We start from the raw sequence: 20,661 nt of genomic DNA, 5'->3' as shown, positions 1-20,661 counted from the left end.
GGGATCTTTCACGGGCATAAAAATGGGGCGCAATTGCTGCGCCCCATTGTACAAGCTGCTAGTTCCTTACAGCATCAGCGCTGGTAATTCTTGAAGAAGTTCCAGCTGATCACGGTGGCGTCCGGGCCCAGCTCATCGCTGAATGGCCAGCCCGGTGGGCCGCCGCTCCACGCGTGGTTCATGCCCTCGACCGTGTACTTTTGCGCGATGACGGCGCCGTTGTGCAGGTAGGTGTCGATGGAATAGCTGCGGCCGTACGGCACCGTCTGGCGCACGATGCTGTCGGCACGGTAGCGCACGCTGTCATTGTCGAGGCCATCGTCGCCGTAATCGCTGGTCTGCAGGAATTGCTCGATGGTTTGCTCGCCGTTGACGGGATTGACGACGATGTCGGAAGTGCCGTGGAACACCATCGTCGGCATCAGCCGGCGCGGCGAACCGGAGCAGCGCCAGGCATCCTTGCCGCGCACTTTCGGGTCGAAGGAGCTGCCGTTGAACAGCGAATCAGCCGCCGTGACCAGGCCGGTGGCGCCCTTGTACATGCCGCCCGAATGCACCATCACGGCAGCGAACACGTCGGAATAACAGGCGGCCATGATGGACGCCATGGCGCCGCCGGCCGAAATGCCCGTCACGTACACGCGACTGTCCTGCACCGCATATTTGCTCTTGACCTTGTTCAAGATGCCCATCAGCACGGCCGGTTCGCCCGTGCCCCGCTCCTGGTTCAGCGGCAACATGAAATTCCAGCAGCGCATGGGGTTGGCCGTGACGTTCTGGCGCGGGTAGACGACGATGAAGTTTTCACTGTCGGCCAGCTGGTTGTAGCGGCTGACGGCAGCCATGCTGTTCGGCTCGGAACCGCAGCCGTGCAGCATCAGCACGACGGGCAGCGGCGTGTTCGGATTGTAATTGCTCGGCAGCCAGACCTGGTATTCGCGCGAGCCCCACAGGCTCGCGTACAGGCCGAAGTCCCACTGCCCGGCGGAAGCCGGCAGCGCGGCCAGCAAGCCGCAGGCGGCGATCAGTGCAGAAAATAAATGACGCAGTTGCTGATGCAGATGTGCCATGCCAGTCTCCTGATTATTATTCACGACGAAAACAGCGACAACGACCCGGCTTGACGCCCGTCAAGCCGGCACTTCCGACCCGCGAGGCCGGACCCAGCGGGTCCAGCCCCGGCAGTGAAGAACTCTAAAATTTGTAACCGGCCTTGGCGATGATCTGGCGCGGCGGTCCATAGAAACCGTCGAGGATGAACACGGCGGGAATGTTGTAGCCATCCGTGCGGTAGCGCTTGTTGCCCAGGTTGCTGCCATGCAAGCTGAAGGTCCAGTTCTTTGGCGCTTCCCACACGACGCCGGCCGTCCAGATGCTGTAGCCGCCCTGCGCCAGGGTTTCGCTCAAGTCCGTCGTCGGGTAGACCTTGCTGCGATAGCCATAGCCGACCATGCTGCGCAAGGCACCGCCGAACACGTCGCGGTCCGTGCGCGTCACGTTCAAGCCCACTTGCCGGGCTGGCGTATTGCTGAACTTTTGCGTATCCGCAATGTTCTTGCCTCCGCTCATGAACTCGTCATAGTTGGCATCGAGCAAGGCGAGGAAGCCGTTGACTTCCCACTGGCGGTTCGGCCGCCACGAGAATTCGAACTCCGCGCCTTTCACGGTGCCCTTGCCCGCATTCGTGAAGTCGCCATAGAAGCCCGGCACGCCGCCCGGCTGCACATAGCTGGTGAAGACGGACAATTGAATATCCTTGTAGCGGTTGTAGAACAGGGCCACGTTGGCGTCGAAGGTGTCGTCGGGCGCCGCATACTTCATGCCCACTTCCAGCGCGTCGAGTTTTTCATCCTTGTAGGGCCGCGCGGAATCGGGCACCACGAGGTTGTTGGCGCGCACGTTGTAGCCGCCCGACTTGAAGCCGCGCGACAGGTTGCTGTAGAAATTCGTCGTCTTCGACGCTTCATAGCGCACGGAAATTTTCGGCGAGGTATTGCTGACGGACAAGGACTTGTCGAAGTCGGCCGCCGTCTGGATGGGCCGCGTGAAGCCCACATCGGCAAAAGCGCGGTTGAGCACGATGGCGCGCTTTTCCTCGCGCGTGTGGCGCAAGCCCGCATTGATGCTCCACACCTTGCCCAACGGCCAGGTCCAGTCCGTGTACAGCGCCGTGCTGTCCGTCTCCACCGTGCTGACGGCGGTCGTAAACTGGCGCCCCAGGAAGTTGTTGTAGATGCCGCCGCCGGCCGTGCCTTCGAAGCGGTACAGGCCGATCACGCCGGCGCCGTAGTCGCCGCTGTACGAGGCCTGCAATTCCAGGCTTTTCTGTTCGTCGCGCGAATCGCCGAACACGTCGGCAATCGGCTGCGGCAAGCCGTCGAAGTCGATGGTTTGCTCGGACGTGCTGCGCCGCTTGGCGCCGATCACTTTCACGGACCAGTCGTTCGACAAGGTGTAGTTGGCCACCAGAGAACCGCCCCGGTTGTGCGTGAAGTTGTTGCCCGGCATGCCACTCTGGATGTCATACGCATCCGTGCTGGCGGGCCGCTTGAGCGGATCGAAAGCGCTCACGCCCATGCGCTGGAAGCCGCGCACACCGGACTTGTCGTCCGTGGCGTCCAGGCTCAGCACGACGGTGAGCGGTATGTCCTGCGGAAAGTAGCCGACGGACAGGCGCGCGGCCGTGCTGTCCTGGTCGCTGACCTGTTCGCCGTTAAAGGTGTTGCGGCCGAAACCGTCGCGGTCCAGCTTGGCAGCGGCCAGGCGCGCGCGCCAGGTGCCGCTCTCGTTGGCCAGGTTGAAGGCGGCCTTGAAGTTGCGCTGGTTGTAATTACCAATGCCCACTTCCGCCGAGGCGCCGTTTTCCTTCGCCAGCGGACGCGAAATGTACTTGATGGCGCCGCCGATGGTGTTCTTGCCGTACAGGGTGCCTTGCGGGCCGCGCAGCACTTCGATGCGCTGCACGTCGAATACGTCGAGCAAGGCGCCTTGCGGACGGGCCATGTAGACGTCGTCAAAATAAATGCCCACGCCCGGGTCCACGCCCCAGACGGGATCGGCCTGGCCCACGCCGCGAATGAAGGCCGTCAGGGTGGTGTTGGTGCCGCGCGAAGCGTACACGGTCAGGTTCGGCACGCGCTCCTGCAAGTCGGCCAGGTTCTGGATATTCGCCCGTTCCAGGGCCTTGGCGGAAAACGCCGTGACAGCCAGCGGCACGTCCTGCAGCCGTTCTTCGCGGCGGCGGGCAGAGACCGTCACGGTTTCCATGCGTTCTTTTGCGTCGCTGGCTTCGCTGGCTTCCTGGGCGCTGACAGCAGTGGCCGGACTGGCCTCCTGCGCCTGGGCCTGGGTGGCAAACGCGCCGGCAACGGCGAGGGCGGCGGGCATCAATTTCAAAGCAAGTTTCATAGCGTCTCCAATGTCAGGCTTGCTTACCACCAGGGAAGACGGCCGGATATCAGGATCGCAAGACGTCACGGTACCCGCGCGCAAAAAGCGTGCACCTGCCCTGCGATGACTGTTTCCCGGCCCCTGCCCGTGTAGCGAGTGGCCTGTTTATTTTGAATGTGTGGCGAGGAAGGACTGCAACAAGGTATTCACACGCTGCGCCTGGTCCAGGGGCGTGGCATGGCGCGAGTTCGCGATGATCTCGATCTCGCACTGCTGAAACTGTGCGGCAAAGGCCCGCTTGCTGGCGACGGGCGTGTAATCCTGGTCGGCCGCCATGATGAAGACGGGCATGGCCAGGGCCTGGAAATGGATGTCGATATCCCAGTGGAAAATGGCGTCCAGCGCGGCCAGGTAGGCGCGCTTGTCCATGCCCGCCATCTGCGTGGCGAAGCGCTCGACCAGAGGCTGCTGGGCAGGATCGGGAAACAGTTTCTTGCCGATGATCTTGCCCATGGCTTTCAAGCCGAAGGTGGCGATCACCGTGCGCCGCAGCCAGTAGGCAAACAGCAAGGACGCGGGTTTGCTGCCCTGGAACGGTTGCGAGTTGATCAGGCACAAACTGGCCACCCGGTCCGGGGCGCGGTTGGCCATTTCCAGGCCCACCATGCCGCCCAGGGAAAAGCCGACGATGTGCGCGCGCGGCACCTCGAGCTGGTCCATCAAATTGAAAAGGTCGTTGGCGAAGTCCCCGATCTGCCAGTCGCCGTTTGGCGCGGGACTGGCGCCATGGCCACGCAGGTCGGGCACGATCAGGCGAAAGCTGCTGCCGAGGGCATCGATCTGCGGACGCCAGTCTTCGGCGCACGAACCGAGACCGTGCAACAGAAAAATAGGCTCTGACTGCGCAGGATCGCCCTGCTCCCTGCCCAGGTCGAGGTAATGCAATGGAACATCGGATGTCGTGTGACGCCGCATTCTGTCTCCTTGCTGTTGAACATGCTTTGTGTTCAGGTGCAGGAATATGTTTTCCTGCTGTTGGAAAACATAATACGGAATCCGAATTCCGATTTCAAGTTAAATCGCTAAATATCTCAAGTCAGGTAATTTAAAGCAACGCGCACCAGCTCATCCTCAAGTGCCGCACCCGACAAAAAGGACAGCGACCCCGTCAAGGTATGCTGGTTCAGGATGCCCAGCAGCACGGGCGGCACGACCATCATCGCCTGCGTGGGGTTCGGGTGGCGGATGCTGGACGACTTGCTGGCCAGCACGGCGACCGTGCGTTGCGAGATCAAATGATTGATCTGGTGCACCCTGTCGCGAAATTGCGCATCCTGCGACGCACGCGTGATCAAGGCCCGCAAGACGCCGCTGCGCCCGCCATTCACGGCCACGAACATGGCCACCATGGCGCGGATGAAGTCTTCCAGGCTGCGCCCTTCCCACTGGCGCAGTTCCGTCAGGGTCTCGACCTTTTCCACCATGTCGGAAAAAAAGCGCTGCAGCAGCAAGCGGCTCAGGGTGTCCTTGTCGCCCAATAAACGGTAAAACGTGCCGACGGATGTTTCCGCCAGCCTGGCCAGGTCGGCCACGCCGATTTCATCGAAACGGTTTTCCGCCAACAACTGTTCACCCACCTGCAGCAGGCGTTCGAACGCCTGCTTGCTGCGCGCCTGGGTGGGCTCCGGGGGAACGATCATCTGCGGAAAGGGCATCGGGAAGGAAGGCATGCGGCGTCGGCGTCTCTCGATAGTGGAACCGTGGTTCCGTTATGGGAGCACGTATTGTAACGCGGGAGACGGCCGATGGGGAGCGCCGCGTGGCGCCCTGGCGTGTGCTACCTGCCCTGCCATTCCATGTAGACGTCGGCGCGCTGGTAATGGGCGTCGCCGGCCGGCCGCGCCACGTGGGTAAACCCGCTGCTTTCGTACAGGCGGATGGCGGGCGCCAGCTTGCTGTTCGACTCGAGGAACAGCAGCGTGGCGCCGCTGGCCTCGAAGGCGTCGAAGGCCCGTTCGATCAGCCGGCGCGCAATGCCCAGGCCCTGGCATTCGGGCGTGACGGCCATCTTCGACAGCTCGATGCTGTCTCCGCCGGCGCGGATCAGGGCGCAGGTGCCGACGATCTTGCCGTCCAAACGCGCGAGGAAAATCTGCCCGCCATCGTCGAGGATCGAGCGTTGCGGATCGGACAGCACCTTGTCGTCGAGCGCCTCGACATAGAAATAGCGCTCCAGCCATGCGATATTCAGGCGCTTGAAGTCGGACGCGTAATCGGCGTCGTAGTCGATGATCTCCACGGCGGCCCGCTCGCGCTGGCGCCGGCACGCGGCGATCGTCTCGCCAAAGCCCTGCGCCTGCAAGCGCGCTTCGGCCCGGTCCAGGCTGGCCATCAGCTGCGGCGTGCCTTGCTCGAATACCGTATCGACGGCGGCGCGCACGTCGTCCCACAGCGGCGCCATGTTGCGCAGCAAGGCTTGCCCGGCGTCGGACAGCGCCAGCAGGCGGCGCCGCTCATCCCTGGCGTCCGGCAGCTCCGCCACCACGCCGGCATCGAGCAGCTTGCGTCCCAGCTGCACCACCACCGGGTGCGTCTGCCCGATCTGCGCGGCCAGGGCCGTGATCGCCGTGGGGCCATTGTCGCGCAGCAGCAATAACAAGGGGAAACAGCGTGACGTCAGCTCGACGCCGGCCGCCAGATAGCTGGTATCAACGCCCGCATACAATTGATCGGAAAGACGGCGCAGGCGGCTGGCCAGCATCAGCGAGCCGTAGGTTTGCAGGTTGGAGGACATGTTGAGCAGAATATAGGTAATTAGTTACGTATACCCTAACGTAAACGGGCTTTCGGCGTCAAGCGTCGGCGTTTGTTGATCGCTTGTTCATCGCTTATTCATCATCATCGTCATCGGCCAGCGCCGCTTGCAGCCTGGCCTGGAACACGTTCTCGACCACCGCCCCCAGTCCCGGCCACACCTGCGTCAGCCAGCGCTTGCCCTCCTCGCTCACCTCCACGTACGGCGCGTCGCGCGTCGCGCAGGCCCGGCCAATCGCGATGACTTGCCCCGCATCGTCCAGGCCGCCCGCGATCATGGCATCGATGGGGAATACGATCAGCCCGGCGGTCAGATGCGGACGCAGCAGGCAGGCTGGCGCGATGATGGCGAACGACGCTTCCACGTAACTCCAGCAATTGGTGGGCCAGTGGGCAGCCTTGACGGCATCGAGGAAGGCAGCGTCGCTGATCGTTTCCGGATGGGCCTGCGCCTGCGCATAAAAGGCGGCCAGGGCGACGAGTTGCGGCGGAGAAGTCCAGGTGGGCATAGCGCATTGATCCAGGCAAAGCCGCACCGGGCTGGCGGCAAAGGCGGACTGTAGCATGTTCAATCAGCACGCTGAAACACCAATGGTCGGGGCATAATCATGGCCGACGCCACTCTCGCCAGCCACAGCCATGCCAACAGCCTTTGAACTCTGGAAAGCCGAATTACTAATTGTGGGGAACATCATCCAGGATGGCGACAAGCACACGCCGCCCGATGAAGCGCAGCGGCGCTTCCAGCGCTACTGCGCCATGCTCGATGCGCTGACGGGGAATGAGGGCGCGCACTACGCGCTGGCGATTGTGCAATCCGTACAGGCCGAGCACGATTACGGCGCCTACCAGACGGCCAGCCGCGCCGCCTGGCGTTTCGGCGAGACGGCGTATTGCACCGCCCTGCTGCACGAACTGCCGCGCCTGATCGCCACCCTGCCCGACTGGGCGGGTGACTTTCTCGTCGGTATCGCCAACGGCGCCGGCACACCCAACGCCTCGGCCATCACCTGCTTCAACACCCTGCTGGCCGCCGCGCCGCCCGCGCAGCAGGTGCTGATCGCGGCATTTATTGCCACGGAAGAAGACGATGGCTGGTTTGAGCATTGCCCGGGCGTGCTGGGCGCCGCTGCCGGCGAACGCTACGCGGGCATCATGCCGGGCCAGGATGGCGCCGCCGGCTACCAGTTGTTCCTGCTGCCCGGCGAGGCCGATGCCCTGCCCTGGCAAGCCGCGCTAGCCTGGGCCGCGGCGCGCGGCGCCTGCCTGCCGACGCGCAGCGAGCTGGCCCTGCTGCACGCCAACCTGGGCCACGCCTTCCCGGATGCCTGGTACTGGTCGTCGGAAGCGGACGCCATCCTGCCCCGCATGGCGTGGAGCCACGATTTCGACAACGGCACCCAGTACAACTATCGCAAGACTTATTCAGGCCGCGCCTGCGCCGTGCGCCGGGTCACATTGGCGCCATCGGCCGACGCGCCCATCGCCCTGCAGCCGGGCGAACGCTATGCCGGCCTGATCCTCGGCTGGGATGGCGCGCCCGATTACCACCTGGTGCTGCTGCCGGACGAGTACGAGCAGGAGAACCATTCCTGGCAAGCCGCATCCAACTGGGCTGCCAGCCTGGGCCACAGCCTGCCGGATCGGCGCGAGCAGACCTTGCTGTATGCGACATTGAAAGAGGCGTTCCGGCCGAACTGGCACTGGTCAAGCGAGCCTGGCGACATCGAGGACGAAGCCTGGTGCAAGGATTTCGACACGGGCGTCGCCTACCAGAACGCGCGCGAATTTGACGGCCATGCGCGCTGCGTGCGCCGGGTGCTTGTCGAGGTCGACGGCAAACACGCGTAAAGCTTGAAGTAAGCTAGAAACGCTCGTCGCGCAGCGCCGGCAGCACCAGTTCGCGCACGAACGAGGCATTCGACAGGTTCAGCAGCATGCGCACGACGGCGACGACGTCATGCACGGGGATCAGCTCGCCTTCGCCCCGCGCGGCGGCGTCCGCCAGCGGCACGGACAAGCCATCGTAGGTATTCAGATAGCCGAGCTGCAGCGCCGTCACGGCCAGTCCCTGTGCACGGAAACCTTCGCGCAAGGCATCGGCGATGCCGTTCAGGGCGAATTTCGAGGCGCTGAACGTCACTTCCGGGCGGCCGCTCTGGCGCAAGCCGGACGTCGAGCCCGTGAGGATCAGCTGCGGCTTGCTGCTGGGCAGCAAGCGCGGCACCAGCCGCTTGAGCAGCAATATCGTTGACGTGATGTTGGTATTGACCATGTCGACGATAGTATCGTCCGCATCGCCGAGAAATGCATAGTCATCGCTGAAGGCTTTTTCTTCCCACACGCCCAGGTTGTAGATCACCGCGTCCAGCGCGGCGGGCGCTGCGTGGGCGATGCGTTCGACCGCCTCGGCGGGTGCGGCCAGGTCCGCCGCGATCCATTGCAGCCGCGTGCCCTGGCCGGCAGGCAAGTCGGCGGGTTGCTGGCGCGATACGCCGATGACGGCATGCCCGTCAGCAAGCAAACCGTCCACCAGTGCGCGTCCCAGGCCCCGGCTGGCGCCCACGATCATGATGTGCATACTGTGTCCTTTCCAATGAAGTCAACACCGATGATAGCGACGTTGTATTAAGCACAGCTGAGGCTGATCCCCGTACGCCCCGCGTTTACTCACGCGGCGGAAATGCGTATGCTAGATCTGGCAATCTCCGATAACACACAAGAACGAGACACATGCCTACTTCCAACACCGCCGCCATCCACGCCGCAAGCCGTCCCCTCACCAAACAAGACTACAAAACCCTGTCGCTGGCCGCCCTCGGCGGCGCGCTGGAATTCTACGATTTCATCATCTTCGTCTTCTTTGCCAACGCCATCGGCCAGTTGTTCTTCCCGCCGGAAATGCCAGAATGGCTGCGCTTGCTGCAAACCTTCGGCATCTTCGCCGCCGGCTACGTCGTGCGTCCGCTGGGCGGCATCGTCATGGCCCACTTCGGCGACTTGCTCGGCCGCAAGCGCATGTTCACCTTGTCCATCCTGATGATGGCCGTGCCGACCCTGCTGATCGGCCTGCTGCCGACCTACGCCAGCATCGGCCTGGCCGCGCCGCTGCTGCTGCTCCTGATGCGCATCTTCCAGGGCGCGGCCGTGGGCGGCGAAGTGCCGGGCGCCTGGGTGTTTGTCTCGGAACACGTGCCGAGCCGCTACACGGGCTTTGCCTGCGGCGTGCTGACGGCCGGCCTGACGGTGGGCATCCTGCTCGGCTCGCTCGTCGCGACGGGATTGAATACCGTCTACACGCCGGCAGAAATCGCCGAGGGCGCCTGGCGCTATCCGTTCTTGCTGGGCGGCATCTTCGGCTTCGGCGCCATGTATTTGCGCCGCTGGCTGCATGAAACCCCTGTTTTTGCGGAAATGCAGCAGCGCAAGGCGCTGGCCACGGAAATGCCCCTGAAATCCGTGCTGCGCAGCCACCGCGGCGCCGTCGCCGTGTCGATGCTGCTGACGTGGATGCTGTCGGCCGGCATCGTCGTCGTCATCTTGATGACGCCTGCCCTGCTGCAAAAGATCCACCACATCGCCCCGCGCACCACCCTGGTCGCCAATACCGTGGCAACACTCTGCCTGGCCTTCGGCTGCATCATCGCCGGCATGCTGGCGGACCGCCTGGGCGGTAAGCGCGTGATCTTCACCGGCTCCGTACTGCTGGCCATCAGTACCTATATCTTCTACACCACCATCGGCAGCCGCCCCGACCTGCTGCTGCCCCTGTACGCGATGACGGGCCTGTTCGTCGGCGTCGTCGGCGCCGTGCCCTACGTGCTGGTGCAAGCATTCCCGGCCCAGGTGCGCTTCTCGGGACTGTCGTTTTCCTACAACTTGTCGTATGCGATTTTCGGCGGCCTGACGCCCGTGGTCGTGACCCTGATGCTGAAAAACAATGTGCTGGGCCCCGCCTATTACGTGATCGGCGTGTGCGTGATCGGCATGTTGACGGCGCTGTTCATCAAGGATCAGCGGCAGACCGTGGGACGCTAGATCAGCCGCCAGCGGCCCAGGCCACCTTCGGGTGGCTTTTTTTTTCGCCCAGATTTTGTCGCGCTGCACCAAATTCTGAAAAGACGTTTCACATCGCGGAATTCCGAACAGCAGACTCAGCAATAAATCCTCTCACTTTTTGAAAATTCATTTCACATCCTGAAAAATCATAATTAAACCTTTGAAAAACAAAGACTTAATTTAAGTTATATGTCTTATATAAGACTTGAAGATCGGCGCGAATCAGCCTACTATTTAGTCATGCAGTTTGCTTCGACAAGACGTTGTGGCGCACTCGGCGATTTTCTCAAACATAGCTTTTCTTTTTAGGAGATTCACATGTCCCAATATCAAGACGACATCAAAGCTGTTGCTGGTTTGAAAGACCAACAAGGCAGCGCATGGAACGCCATCAATCCCGAGTCCGCCGCCCGCATGCGCGCCCAGAACAAGTTCAAGACCGGCCTGGACATCGCCAAGTACACGGCGAAGATCATGCGCAACGACATGGCCGCCTACGATGCGGACCCATCCAAGTACACCCAGTCGCTCGGTTGCTGGCATGGTTTCATCGGTCAACAGAAGATGATCTCGATCAAGAAGCACTTCAACAGCACCGACCGCCGCTACCTCTACCTGTCCGGCTGGATGGTCGCCGCCCTGCGCTCCGAGTTCGGCCCGCTGCCAGACCAGTCGATGCATGAAAAGACCGCCGTCACCAGCTTGATCCGCGAACTCTACACCTTCCTGCGCCAGGCCGATGCCCGCGAACTGGGCGGCCTGTTCCGCCAGCTGGATGCGGCCCAAGGTGCTGAAAAGCAAGCGATCCAGGCCAAGATCGACGGCCATGTCACCCACGTCGTGCCCATCATCGCCGACATCGACGCCGGTTTCGGCAATGCCGAAGCCACCTATTTGCTGGCGAAACAATTCATCGAAGCGGGCGCCTGCTGCATCCAGATCGAAAACCAGGTGTCCGACGAGAAACAATGCGGCCACCAGGACGGTAAAGTCACGGTACCGCACGAAGACTTCCTGGCCAAGATCCGCGCCATCCGCTACGCCTTCCTGGAACTGGGCGTGGACGACGGCATCATCGTCGCCCGCACCGACTCGCTGGGCGCCGGCTTGACCAAGCAGATCGCCGTGACGACTGAACCAGGCGACCTGGGCGACCAATACAACTCCTTCCTCGACTGCGAAGAAGTGTCGGCCGACGCGCTGGGCAATGGCGACGTCATCATCAAGCGCGAAGGCAAGCTGCTGCGTCCAAAACGCCTGCCGAGCAACCTGTTCCAGTTCCGCGCCGGTTCCGGCGAAGAGCGTTGCGTGCTCGATTGCATCACCTCGCTGCAAAACGGCGCCGACCTGCTGTGGATCGAAACGGAAAAACCGCATATCGCACAAATCGGCGGCATGGTCAGCGAAATCCGCAAGGTCATCCCGAACGCCAAGCTGGTGTACAACAACAGCCCGTCGTTCAACTGGACCCTGAACTTCCGCCAGCAAATCTTCGACGCGATGAAAGCGGCAGGCAAAGACGTGTCCGCCTACGACCGTGCCCAGCTGATGAGCGTGGAATACGACCAGACGGAACTGGCAGTCCAGGCCGACGAGAAGATCCGCACCTTCCAGGCCGACTCGGCCCGCGAAGCCGGCATCTTCCACCACCTGATCACGCTGCCGACCTACCACACGGCCGCCTTGTCGACCGACAACCTGGCCAAGGAATACTTCGGCGACCAGGGCATGCTGGGCTACGTGGCCGGCGTGCAGCGCAAGGAAATCCGCCAGGGCATCGCCTGCGTGAAACATCAAAACATGTCCGGCTCGGACATCGGCGACGATCACAAGGATTACTTCAGCGGCGAAGCGGCGCTCAAGGCGGCTGGTAAAGACAACACCATGAACCAGTTCTGAGCTTTTGGCTTGACTGTAGAGTGACAAGGCCCGCTTCGGCGGGCTTTTTTGCGTCTGGCCCGTCGGTAGGCGGCAGTTGCGTAGGTCGGCTTAGCGGAACGCGTAAGCCGACATGCACAGCTGCAGGCACTGATTGCAGCGGCCTGCGATTCACCCAGCAATACCGCTGATACCAACTCACTTACCGGCAATCGATATCGATCTCGTTCTGCCCGGCCTTGCGGCCTTTCCTGTAGGTGAACTCGCACAGGCTGACACTGTCGTCCATCCTCCGCGACAGCGTGACTTCACCATGCCCGCCATAGCTGCATTGCAGCCACTTGCCGTCTGGGTAGGGGCCTTCCAGCCGGTAGCTGAGCGTCGCTCTCCCTTGCTTCGTGCGCTCCCCGCTGGGCACGAGCTGCCCCCTGCGCGCCGGCACGCCGTCGATCGGCGCCGCGGCGCTCAAGTAAAGCGGGCTGCCGATATACGGCGTCCAGCCAGCCGGCACGGCGTTCAGCCTGATCGATGCCTCGGGCACGCTGTCCGGGCAAGCATGGACGGCGGGCATCGCAGCCTGCGCGAACACAGGGAATAGGCAGCAGGCGGCGCCGGTCAACAAACGTCGATGTGGCATCGATGCTCCCTTATTCGATGACGGAAAAAGCATCGGCATTGTTGCTGGGGTCGATATGCAAGCCATTCTTGTACTGGCCTTTGGCACGCAAGGTGCGCGAAGTCACAATGCCCGGGCGCTTGCCCGCCCACTGATCCATGACAATGATCCCGTCCAGCGCCTGCCCCATATACAGGGCCGCGTGATTGCCTTGCTGATGATTCGCATACTTGCCGTTGACGAATGTGGCAATGGCCGTGCCTTTGCGCAGCAAACGATTCCCCAACACTGCCTCGCCCTGCTTCCAGGCCAATGTGGCAGGCGCACCCGCGTAGTGGCGGACCAGCGCGACGCATTGGTGGTTGCCAACCATGGTGGTTTTTTCCAGATCGTCGACTTTGGTGCAGGCATAGGGCACGGGACTCTCCGGGGGTGATGGGAGAGGCTTACGATACATGCGGGAAACAATAGGGGAGTTGAGATGGGATAAGGTTTGCGGGGGAATAACGGCGGTGGCGGCGTCCGTGAATTACGCATCCCGCGTCGCTGTGCAGTACATGGGTTGTACAGGACTTCGGTAAGCCGCATATCGTCGACAAAACAGATTATGTATTTGCGCGTACCTTGCTCCCGAAGATATGGCTGTAGTGTCACGCTCGAGCAGACTCAGCACGACATGCTTATGGCCGGGACTTTAACATAACAAAATAGTCAGGTGACTCTTCAGGATCACATTGTGCCAACCGCCTCTTTTCCGCCGGCTTGCGAGCTGGTTCACAACTTGGATCATAAAGCTGACCCGGCCCCAGCACCTGCGCCCATAATTCCTTCTTTCTTTCAGAAATCTGCGTACCAAAAAGCTGTGCGGCTTGTTGATAATTAAGGTGAATATCAACGTCTCGAATCTGATCATCTATCACTGGGCGTGCAATCACCCTGATTTCCTCATTTGTGGCTGGATTGATAATCCTCAGCCTTTTCCATGCATAGTCTGCACCTATTGGTACATTGACATAAAACCGACGTGGCTGATCTGGACCTATTTTGGGAACGCCTGCCCATAGCTTGAGGCCCAGACGTTCAAAGGGAGCCTCCGTTCGCTCCGCCCGTCTCCGTAGTTCGGCGACAGATGGAGCTGCGTCAATTTTTTCCTGCATTTTCTGCGTTCTCTCAAGTATCCCCAACTTCAACTCATTCTTGTCGAGTTTTACTAGCTCGCTCAGAGCACGAGGCAAATCAGTATCAGAAATAGGATATATCTGATGTCTCTTCAGTGCAGCCACTGCCTCTAGCTTTTGCTGCCCCTCCAGCAGATCCTTGATAGATTGTTCCGCTGGTAATTGATAAATGGCGAAAGCTGACAAAGCAAGCATTCCAAACGCCACCACCATGAACGCAGCAAATGCCAGTTTGAGTTTAAGTGCCCTTCCGTGCAGAAGCTGTGTAGCAATCTCAAATCGCCGCGCCAGAGGTAATTTGTCCACATTGACACGAAGCACCTCCAGCACGCCTTCGAGCAATATGCGCCTGTCAGATTCTTTGGCGCTATTGATTAGTACCTCAGTACGTTTAAGCTGGGTGACATAAACCCATGCCACAACGGCAGCAAGGAATGCTACGAGCGTCAGAGGCGAACTCACATAGGTTATCGCTTTCCATACATCCATGGCTGCACCCGTTCCTTGTTGTTATGTGTTCGAACCTCGGCATCATCAACGATGACATCAAGAAGGCCCTCCCACATCACAAACAGGGATAGATCACCGACGTCTACCCCACATAACTAAAATAGAATTCTTCTTGCAAATAAGGGAAATGGCAATGAGTACTGCTACGTGGGCGCAGCACAATTCATACACTGAAAGGTATGCTCAACACCCACGGCAAGGTATGTGATAGGTCAATAGAAACGGACTTACCTAATTCAACAACCCACGCTTCATGCGGCCTGGACCGATGTTGCAGAGAGCAGCACCTCTCCTCCGAGCTGCCGAGTTCGACCAATATTGCATGAGAAAACAGGCATGAATATCCCCGCTGTCATTTTTAAAGATGCTGCCAGCGTGTACGCATCGTCCAAGCACATGCCTGCACGATCTCAATGATGGGAGGCAGCCGATTGATGACAATGCTTCAACTGCCGCCAACAGAACGCGCCGCAAAATATCGTGCCGGGGAGTCGCCGAAGGAACGGCGAAACATGGCGATGAAGTTGCTCGGTGAGGCATAGCCCAGCGTGTCGGCAACATGCGTGACCGAGTCTCCACGCGCCAGCATTTCCAGGGCGTGCGTGAGTTGTGCCTGCTGGCGCCATTGGGCAAAGCTCAGGCCTGTTTCAGCCTGCATCTGACGGCGCAGCGTTCGAGCCGACATCGCGCCCCAATCTGCCCAAGCTTCCAATGTTCGAATCGAACCGGGATCGTCCAGGATCGCCCGAGCGATGCGCTCCAGCCGAGCATTTGTCGGCATTGGCAAGTGCAGCGACTCATGCGGCGCGCGACGGATTTCGTCAAGGATGACGGTAACGATGTGCTCTTGGTCCAGTGCCAGCTGAGCGGACTGGTCCCATTCGGCGGCCCGGCGCACCAATGCGCGCAACACCTCGGTGATGCCGATCACGCAAGGCTGGCTCGGCAAGCACGCACTGGATTTCGGCGTGATGAACACGCTCCAGCCGGCAAGAGCACCGCTGACACGTACTTGATGCGGTACCCCTGGCGGCATCCAGCCGGCCCGGTTCGGCGGGAGCAACCACGATCCTTGAGCTGTCCGCACATGGATGAGCCCGGCTTCTACGCAGAACACCTGCCCTCGATGATGGTGATGCAAACCGTACTCGCGTGTTCCGAGGCGGTACTCGCTGGCCTGATCGTCATTCCCCAACAGCGCGATCAGACGAGGGCCATCCGACCACTCGCTGAAGTCGTCTTCCGGTTGCTCATGCTCAGGATTCAGTTTGGCCATTTATCACCATTTTAAGTCCATTTACCGTTATATGACTTTTCATACTGTTCAGCATACTTGGCTCCTACCAAACTTTTAGGCGGCAGTTGCCGCCGTCTTCGTGCTGAAAGGCAACAAATGTCTATATCTTCCGTACCGGCGATGCCGCCACCGCTGCTGCGCAGTGGCGTATCGACCTGGATTGCTACCTTCGTCGCCTGCGTGTGTGCCTTCATGGTCGTGGTGGACGGTGCCATCGTGAACGTCGCGCTACCGGCGATGCGCGATGACCTGGGTCTGTCACCTGTCCAATTGCAGTGGGTAGTCGACATCTACCTGCTGTTGCTGGGTGGCTTCATGTTGCTCGCTGCACGCGCCAGCGACATCTATGGGCGCCGGCGCCTTCTGTTGTGGGGTTTGACGCTGTTCACTGGAGCCAGCCTGGCAGGTGGCTTTGCGACTTCCGGGAGCATGCTGCTGGCATCGCGCGCAGTGCAGGGTTTGGGCGCGTCGGTACTGGCGACCTCACCGCTGGCAGTCATCGTCGCCGCCCATCCCAAGGGGGCGAGTCAGGAACGAGCGATCGGCCTGTGGGCGGCCTGCGCCGCGATGGGCTCCGCCTTTGGCGTGGTCATTGGCGGCTTGCTGACGAGCCTAGCCAGCTGGCGCTGGGTGATGTTCGTCAACATACCTGTCGGTATCGTCCTGGCTGCGGTTGTTGCCGGCTGTCTGCGACCACAGCTAACGGACGACGCCCGGGCGAAGCTCGATGTTCTGGGAGCGTCCACTGTCACGCTGGCGTTGGCCTCGTGTCTCTATGCGATCTCAGAATCGGTACATGCAGGCTGGACATCCAGTACCGTGCTCAGTGCCTTGGCTACCGCGCTGATCATGTTCGTCGCCTTCATCGCAGCTGAACGCCGTTCGGCCCAGCCCCTGATCAATTTCGAAATATTTCGCCTGCGAAACGTAACGATCGGAATGGCTATGGTGTTGAGCCTCGGCGCGGTTCTCACGGTGTCGATGTTCTTTCTGTCGCAGGCGCTGCAGCGGATCGACGGGCGCAGTCCGCTCGACACCGGACTGGCTTTACTGCCAATGGCTTCGGCGCTGGCTATCGCATCGATCGCATCACGCTATTTGCGGGACGCTGGCTTTAAACAGTTGCCCTTTATTGGCAGCCTCGTGTCGGCAGCAGGCCTAATCTGGCTCAATTGGCTACCTGTTCACCCATTGCAGGTCAGCGAATTTCTGCTGCCTACATTGCTGGTCGGCGCTGGCAACGGCTTGGTGATGATGAGTGCCACGCAAGCAGTTCTTGCAGGCGTTCCGCGGAAAGACTCGGGTCTTGCAGCAGGACTACAGAACACTGCACGCCAGTTGGGTGGAGCCGTGGGGATAGCAGTACTCGGTGCCGTCGCCCATTCAGTAATGGCGACGCAATTGGCCACGGGGCAACTCCCCCAGGCGGCCGAACTTGCGGGTTACCGGTTCGCATTCTTGATAGCAGGCATCGTCAGCGTTGTCTCGGCAGTTGCGTCGCTCATGCTTCGAAGGACGCAGGGTCAGGTCTGCCATTTGGACACGAACTGATACGCTAGGCGCCGTAAAAGCATGCTCATTCACAAAATTGATTAGAACCACTAATGCGCTGGGCTTCAGCGCAGCGACAGCAGTTGGTCGATTCGAAGCGCACTGCCCTGCGCCTGAGGAACGAAGTGCTTCTCTCCGCGTATAGACGAAAAAAGAAAAAGCTACCCGAAGGTAGCTTTTTTTTTTCGAGAGGGGGATTCGAATCGGTGCAAGACCCTTATAGGTAAAGGCTCTCTGCGAATTTATACAGCGGAGCATGGTCTAAAAAATGGTATTTTTTATAACAAAACTCATCCGCGATATCGATCCGTCCGTCTTCGCGATTTGCATAAAATCAATTAAGAAGCCCCAATAGTCTCTGTCCTGCTGGTTGGACCTCTACCGTTCATCGAGGTTCAATCCCTAGCCATCATAAGACCTAACATTTCAGAAAAAACGTCGGCATGCACAAAGCCCAACTGGCGCTTGCCGGAATCGAACTTTTGCATATGGCCTTTAGGTACAATTCGTATTGCAAATTGGCATAAAAAAGTACCGACGAAATGCAAAATGGAAACAGTATTATTCCACAATATTTCGCTCACGCATCTGCTATAAGAGCACCAAGCCGTCCTGTGAAAATTTATTGGTGACAAACGAAACTACGGTCCCCACCGGGAGCGACTCGAAGTGCTGGCTCAACGGTCGTGCAACACTCAAAAATGCTAATCATTTGCAAGAAGCGGACGCGCCGCTTCCAGCGGCATCATGCCTACACGCTCCGCCAAAGTTGCATCGCTCAACCGGATAGCGTATAGTCAAACCAAGCCGGTACACGTCGGCTTGCACGCTCACCGTGGCGAAGCGCAGTTCTGGCAACGTGTGTAGTACGAGTTTTCCGAAAAAGTCCCTGCTACTTTTTTGGTGTGTGGGCGCGCTGAAGTCTGGTAGCTGTAACTTTTTACGGAGAGCGTTATGCCCACCTCGTTTACCCCTGCTCAGATTGAGCATCTCAAACTTCAAGCAAAAATCACTGCCCGAAACAACGACATTGTTCGCGCAAAAGCTTTAGATAGCATCGCCCATTCATACGGATTCAGTAACTGGTCCTTGCTAATGAAGCACGCAGCATTACCTGAGCAAACCACACCCGCTCCAAAGTACTTCCGCTTCTCCCGTACAAACGAGGCGATGCGTGCCGCCTTTAAAAAGGTCAAGGAACCACTAGACCGTTTTGTCGGCCGCCATGAGGAAGCAGAACGCCTGGCAATAGACATATGGGATGAGTTCGGCTCGGCATCCAACGCAGTGGACTTTGCCGTCGACTACATGACTTCAGCGCTTCAGGTACCACGATTCCATGTACACTCCGCCGCAGTCGTATACTGGGAGATGCGTCACTGGCTTCCATATGAGGCCAGTGAACTAAACGGAGAGACCCAGATACTGGTGAATCGCCGCTACAAGCCTGTTGGGAAAGGTGGCAGCGCGTGGGTCAATTACGAAGAGTATCAGCATCTCAATACCCATCTCACTGAAGTCGAGTTACTCGAAATCGCACATCGCCCTCAGAGCGACGGGTACTTGTATAACGATGGTACGGCCCCTTGGCTATCTCGAGACGCCGCAGAGAAATACCTTTCGCGCCTAAAGAAATTGCAGAAATTTCTAAACAAGCAAGCTAAGGGTTAAGTTCTTCGCACTTCATCAGGCTCGCCCATCCAACTGGTCGAGCCTGAATCTGAAGTACATGTGCGTTGGAGCACCAAGTCCTTAGTGCAGTCAGAGCATTTAGTTGCTTCCGTTGACTCAGCGGACCAGTCACAAATTCCTGCTTCAGCCCTGCCACCGATTCTTACTGGCGCTGTTCTGGCTTGCTTTTAGGTAAAGCACTTCTCCAAACAATTCACATCAGTGCGTACCTTAACAATCAGTACAACCCCATGTCTACGAATTCTCTAAAAGCTGGCCCTGATGTGCCACCAACTCGCTACGCGCATTACTAACAGACCGGTGCTGCACATGAGTCAGAAAAGCATCCTGTGATGCTAGCGCTTCGTCAAGCAGCCCTCGCTGCCGCAAGGAGACATAAAGTGCTACAGAGTATGCTTGGCAATTTACAGATCGTTCCGGATTGAACTCAATGTCAGTGAAAGCCGTATAGCTTGTGAGACTCTCGTTTAGTTCAGGATGTTTTGCCAAAGCATTGAGGTACAACCAATCGTAGAAAGCCGTCCTTGGCTCAAGCTTCCAGTCCGCTCCAAAAAACTGAAAGCCGGTGAGGCGTCCTGAAGTAGTCAACCGTGAATCACGCTTGGCTTCCCTTGCCGTCATGAAAAATAGATCGCGATACGGCCCACCAAACTCAAATACCTTACTTCCCTGATAAGCACACTCCACGCAGAAAACCTGATTTCTCTTCACTGTCCGAAACGTTAAGTTAAACGCGCTAAGTGCAACACCTAACTCCACGCGTGACTTACTCGACACTTCCAACACTCTAGAAATTCCTGGCAAACATAGTGCCGCTTCCTGAAGCGAATCTGACGACTTCTGACGTTGACTTGCAGACATACCCGGACTCCATTGAAAGGAGACATAGGTAGTACGGACGAGCGTATCGCCGTCGAGAACGGGAATAAAAATTGGACGTTCAGCCATCAGACATCTCACTGGTACTTGCGGCGGTAGCTTCTCGATGCAAACAGTCCTGTATCGCCGCGATGATGGTAAAGTTTACGCTCGGCAAAAGCATCTCGATATTGATCCAAGAGAGCCTGTGTCTGGAAAGCAGCACCAAGGATGTACCGCGGCTCTATCACGCCAAACACCATCACTTCAGCCTGTTTATCTGTTGGATCGAAGGATTTCAGATGCTCTTGTTCCTCGCGCGAGCCGTCTCCTTCAGCATCATCATACATGCCGCTGAGAGCATTTGCATTACTCAAGGCAGCCAGCGGAGTATCCCTCATTTCAGCAGTAGCTGCGTTGTGTTTAAAGAACGCGCACGGCTTTTCCCAAAGAAGCGACTTTGAAAGGACAAGAACCGTCCAAGCCACTCCTGGATTTTCCTGGCGGTATTTGTAGAACATTAAGGCATTGGGGTGCGCTATCGAAAGACACGTTCCATTTCTTCGGTTGTCGTAGCGATTCTCATCATTCACCTGCGCCTCTACATTGATACGGTGAAGTTGATCCCTGGGAATGATTCCGTCCACCAAGATCGAAGAAATATTGACCGCCCGAGTGAAGTGAACCAAGAATGGTATTTTTAATGCATCAACACTGTCTTTGATGGCTTGATTCATAACCCGTCCTGTATTTGCGCACATGACACCATGTTGGTAAATCATACAGGAAATTTCCCGGAGGGGAAAAGCCCCCTCGGG

At 58.9% G+C, this 20,661-nt stretch carries 18 protein-coding genes; 5 read left to right on the top strand and 13 right to left on the bottom strand.

Annotated features, from left to right (window positions below):
* Positions 1-74 precede the first annotated feature (74 nt).
* From IGS60_RS07870 to IGS60_RS07845, 6 genes are all read right to left on the bottom strand, one after another.
* Positions 75-1,070: a PHB depolymerase family esterase gene (locus IGS60_RS07870; protein WP_230503581.1), complete on the bottom strand. Its 996-nt coding sequence runs from the start codon at positions 1,068-1,070 to the stop codon at positions 75-77.
* Between the two features lie 124 nt (positions 1,071-1,194).
* Positions 1,195-3,408 (bottom strand): TonB-dependent receptor, encoded by a 2,214-nt coding sequence (locus IGS60_RS07865; RefSeq protein WP_230503580.1) that lies wholly within the window; start codon positions 3,406-3,408, stop codon positions 1,195-1,197.
* A gap of 147 nt (positions 3,409-3,555) precedes the next feature.
* Positions 3,556-4,365, bottom strand: coding sequence for an alpha/beta fold hydrolase (locus IGS60_RS07860; protein ID WP_230503578.1), 810 nt, complete (start codon positions 4,363-4,365; stop codon positions 3,556-3,558).
* Between the two features lie 116 nt (positions 4,366-4,481).
* On the bottom strand, positions 4,482-5,120 hold the full coding sequence (locus tag IGS60_RS07855; protein ID WP_230503576.1) for a TetR/AcrR family transcriptional regulator: 639 nt from the start codon (positions 5,118-5,120) through the stop codon (positions 4,482-4,484).
* A 107-nt stretch (positions 5,121-5,227) separates the two neighbouring features.
* Positions 5,228-6,184 carry a bifunctional helix-turn-helix transcriptional regulator/GNAT family N-acetyltransferase gene (locus tag IGS60_RS07850; protein ID WP_230503574.1) on the bottom strand — a complete coding sequence of 319 codons (957 nt, stop codon included), beginning with the start codon at positions 6,182-6,184 and terminating at the stop codon, positions 5,228-5,230.
* Between the two features lie 94 nt (positions 6,185-6,278).
* Positions 6,279-6,713: a hypothetical protein gene (locus IGS60_RS07845; RefSeq protein ID WP_230503572.1), complete on the bottom strand. Its 435-nt coding sequence runs from the start codon at positions 6,711-6,713 to the stop codon at positions 6,279-6,281.
* Between the two features lie 130 nt (positions 6,714-6,843).
* On the opposite strand from IGS60_RS07845, the gene IGS60_RS07840 reads away from it, so the two are divergent.
* A complete protein-coding gene (locus IGS60_RS07840; RefSeq protein WP_230503570.1) occupies positions 6,844-8,055 on the top strand; it encodes a DUF1566 domain-containing protein in 1,212 nt (403 codons plus the stop codon).
* 13 nt (positions 8,056-8,068) lie between these two features.
* Here the strand turns inward: IGS60_RS07840 and IGS60_RS07835 are convergent, their stop codons facing one another.
* Positions 8,069-8,785: an SDR family oxidoreductase gene (locus IGS60_RS07835; protein ID WP_230503568.1), complete on the bottom strand. Its 717-nt coding sequence runs from the start codon at positions 8,783-8,785 to the stop codon at positions 8,069-8,071.
* A gap of 152 nt (positions 8,786-8,937) precedes the next feature.
* Here IGS60_RS07835 and IGS60_RS07830 point away from each other — a divergent pair, with 152 nt between their 5' ends.
* On the top strand, positions 8,938-10,242 hold the full coding sequence (locus IGS60_RS07830) for an MFS transporter (RefSeq protein WP_230503566.1): 1,305 nt from the start codon (positions 8,938-8,940) through the stop codon (positions 10,240-10,242).
* Between the two features lie 339 nt (positions 10,243-10,581).
* The gene (locus IGS60_RS07825; protein WP_099410495.1) at positions 10,582-12,162 is read left to right on the top strand and encodes an isocitrate lyase; all 1,581 of its coding nucleotides are present in this window, start codon (positions 10,582-10,584) and stop codon (positions 12,160-12,162) included.
* Between the two features lie 181 nt (positions 12,163-12,343).
* Here the strand turns inward: IGS60_RS07825 and IGS60_RS07820 are convergent, their stop codons facing one another.
* The 4 genes from IGS60_RS07820 to IGS60_RS07805 form a co-directional block, all read right to left on the bottom strand.
* Complete coding sequence (locus IGS60_RS07820) at positions 12,344-12,778, bottom strand: STY0301 family protein (RefSeq protein ID WP_230503565.1); 435 nt, start codon at positions 12,776-12,778, stop codon at positions 12,344-12,346.
* 10 nt (positions 12,779-12,788) lie between these two features.
* Entirely contained in the window at positions 12,789-13,175 is a 387-nt protein-coding gene (locus IGS60_RS07815) for a BPSL0067 family protein (RefSeq protein WP_230503563.1), read from the bottom strand.
* A 262-nt stretch (positions 13,176-13,437) separates the two neighbouring features.
* Entirely contained in the window at positions 13,438-14,424 is a 987-nt protein-coding gene (locus IGS60_RS07810) for a hypothetical protein (protein WP_070291185.1), read from the bottom strand.
* A gap of 466 nt (positions 14,425-14,890) precedes the next feature.
* Complete coding sequence (locus tag IGS60_RS07805) at positions 14,891-15,721, bottom strand: helix-turn-helix transcriptional regulator (protein WP_230503561.1); 831 nt, start codon at positions 15,719-15,721, stop codon at positions 14,891-14,893.
* Between the two features lie 117 nt (positions 15,722-15,838).
* On the opposite strand from IGS60_RS07805, the gene IGS60_RS07800 reads away from it, so the two are divergent.
* Both IGS60_RS07800 and IGS60_RS07795 read left to right on the top strand, forming a co-directional pair.
* Positions 15,839-17,293 (top strand): MFS transporter, encoded by a 1,455-nt coding sequence (locus IGS60_RS07800; protein ID WP_230503559.1) that lies wholly within the window; start codon positions 15,839-15,841, stop codon positions 17,291-17,293.
* Positions 17,294-18,247: 954 nt separating this feature from the next.
* Entirely contained in the window at positions 18,248-18,964 is a 717-nt protein-coding gene (locus tag IGS60_RS07795; protein WP_230503556.1) for a hypothetical protein, read from the top strand.
* 255 nt (positions 18,965-19,219) lie between these two features.
* Here IGS60_RS07795 and IGS60_RS07790 read toward each other — a convergent pair whose 3' ends face one another.
* Together IGS60_RS07790 and IGS60_RS07785 are read right to left on the bottom strand one after the other, a co-directional pair.
* A complete protein-coding gene (locus IGS60_RS07790) occupies positions 19,220-19,933 on the bottom strand; it encodes a hypothetical protein (RefSeq protein ID WP_230503554.1) in 714 nt (237 codons plus the stop codon).
* A gap of 8 nt (positions 19,934-19,941) precedes the next feature.
* Positions 19,942-20,580, bottom strand: coding sequence for a DarT ssDNA thymidine ADP-ribosyltransferase family protein (locus IGS60_RS07785; RefSeq protein WP_230503552.1), 639 nt, complete (start codon positions 20,578-20,580; stop codon positions 19,942-19,944).
* Between the last annotated feature and the right edge of the window lie 81 nt (positions 20,581-20,661).

This window comes from Janthinobacterium sp. FW305-128 (genome assembly GCF_020858135.1).
Classification (GTDB): domain Bacteria; phylum Pseudomonadota; class Gammaproteobacteria; order Burkholderiales; family Burkholderiaceae_D; genus Janthinobacterium.
This window is presented reverse-complemented; position numbering and strand designations above follow the sequence as displayed.

Excerpts from the sequence above, each read along its gene's own strand:
- IGS60_RS07840 (WP_230503570.1), top strand. The coding sequence starts at position 6,844 with ATGCCAACAGCCTTTGAACTCTGGAAAGCCGAATTACTAATTGTGGGG.
- IGS60_RS07855 (WP_230503576.1), bottom strand. The coding sequence starts at position 5,120 with ATGCCTTCCTTCCCGATGCCCTTTCCGCAGATGATCGTTCCCCCGGAG.
- IGS60_RS07785 (WP_230503552.1), bottom strand. The coding sequence starts at position 20,580 with ATGAATCAAGCCATCAAAGACAGTGTTGATGCATTAAAAATACCATTC.
- IGS60_RS07850 (WP_230503574.1), bottom strand. The coding sequence starts at position 6,184 with ATGTCCTCCAACCTGCAAACCTACGGCTCGCTGATGCTGGCCAGCCGC.
- IGS60_RS07810 (WP_070291185.1), bottom strand. The coding sequence starts at position 14,424 with ATGGATGTATGGAAAGCGATAACCTATGTGAGTTCGCCTCTGACGCTC.
- IGS60_RS07860 (WP_230503578.1), bottom strand. The coding sequence starts at position 4,365 with ATGCGGCGTCACACGACATCCGATGTTCCATTGCATTACCTCGACCTG.
- IGS60_RS07795 (WP_230503556.1), top strand. The coding sequence starts at position 18,248 with ATGCCCACCTCGTTTACCCCTGCTCAGATTGAGCATCTCAAACTTCAA.
- IGS60_RS07790 (WP_230503554.1), bottom strand. The coding sequence starts at position 19,933 with ATGGCTGAACGTCCAATTTTTATTCCCGTTCTCGACGGCGATACGCTC.
- IGS60_RS07825 (WP_099410495.1), top strand. The coding sequence starts at position 10,582 with ATGTCCCAATATCAAGACGACATCAAAGCTGTTGCTGGTTTGAAAGAC.
- IGS60_RS07805 (WP_230503561.1), bottom strand. The coding sequence starts at position 15,721 with ATGGCCAAACTGAATCCTGAGCATGAGCAACCGGAAGACGACTTCAGC.
- IGS60_RS07845 (WP_230503572.1), bottom strand. The coding sequence starts at position 6,713 with ATGCCCACCTGGACTTCTCCGCCGCAACTCGTCGCCCTGGCCGCCTTT.
- IGS60_RS07820 (WP_230503565.1), bottom strand. The coding sequence starts at position 12,778 with ATGCCACATCGACGTTTGTTGACCGGCGCCGCCTGCTGCCTATTCCCT.
- IGS60_RS07865 (WP_230503580.1), bottom strand. The coding sequence starts at position 3,408 with ATGAAACTTGCTTTGAAATTGATGCCCGCCGCCCTCGCCGTTGCCGGC.
- IGS60_RS07800 (WP_230503559.1), top strand. The coding sequence starts at position 15,839 with ATGTCTATATCTTCCGTACCGGCGATGCCGCCACCGCTGCTGCGCAGT.
- IGS60_RS07830 (WP_230503566.1), top strand. The coding sequence starts at position 8,938 with ATGCCTACTTCCAACACCGCCGCCATCCACGCCGCAAGCCGTCCCCTC.
- IGS60_RS07835 (WP_230503568.1), bottom strand. The coding sequence starts at position 8,785 with ATGCACATCATGATCGTGGGCGCCAGCCGGGGCCTGGGACGCGCACTG.
- IGS60_RS07870 (WP_230503581.1), bottom strand. The coding sequence starts at position 1,070 with ATGGCACATCTGCATCAGCAACTGCGTCATTTATTTTCTGCACTGATC.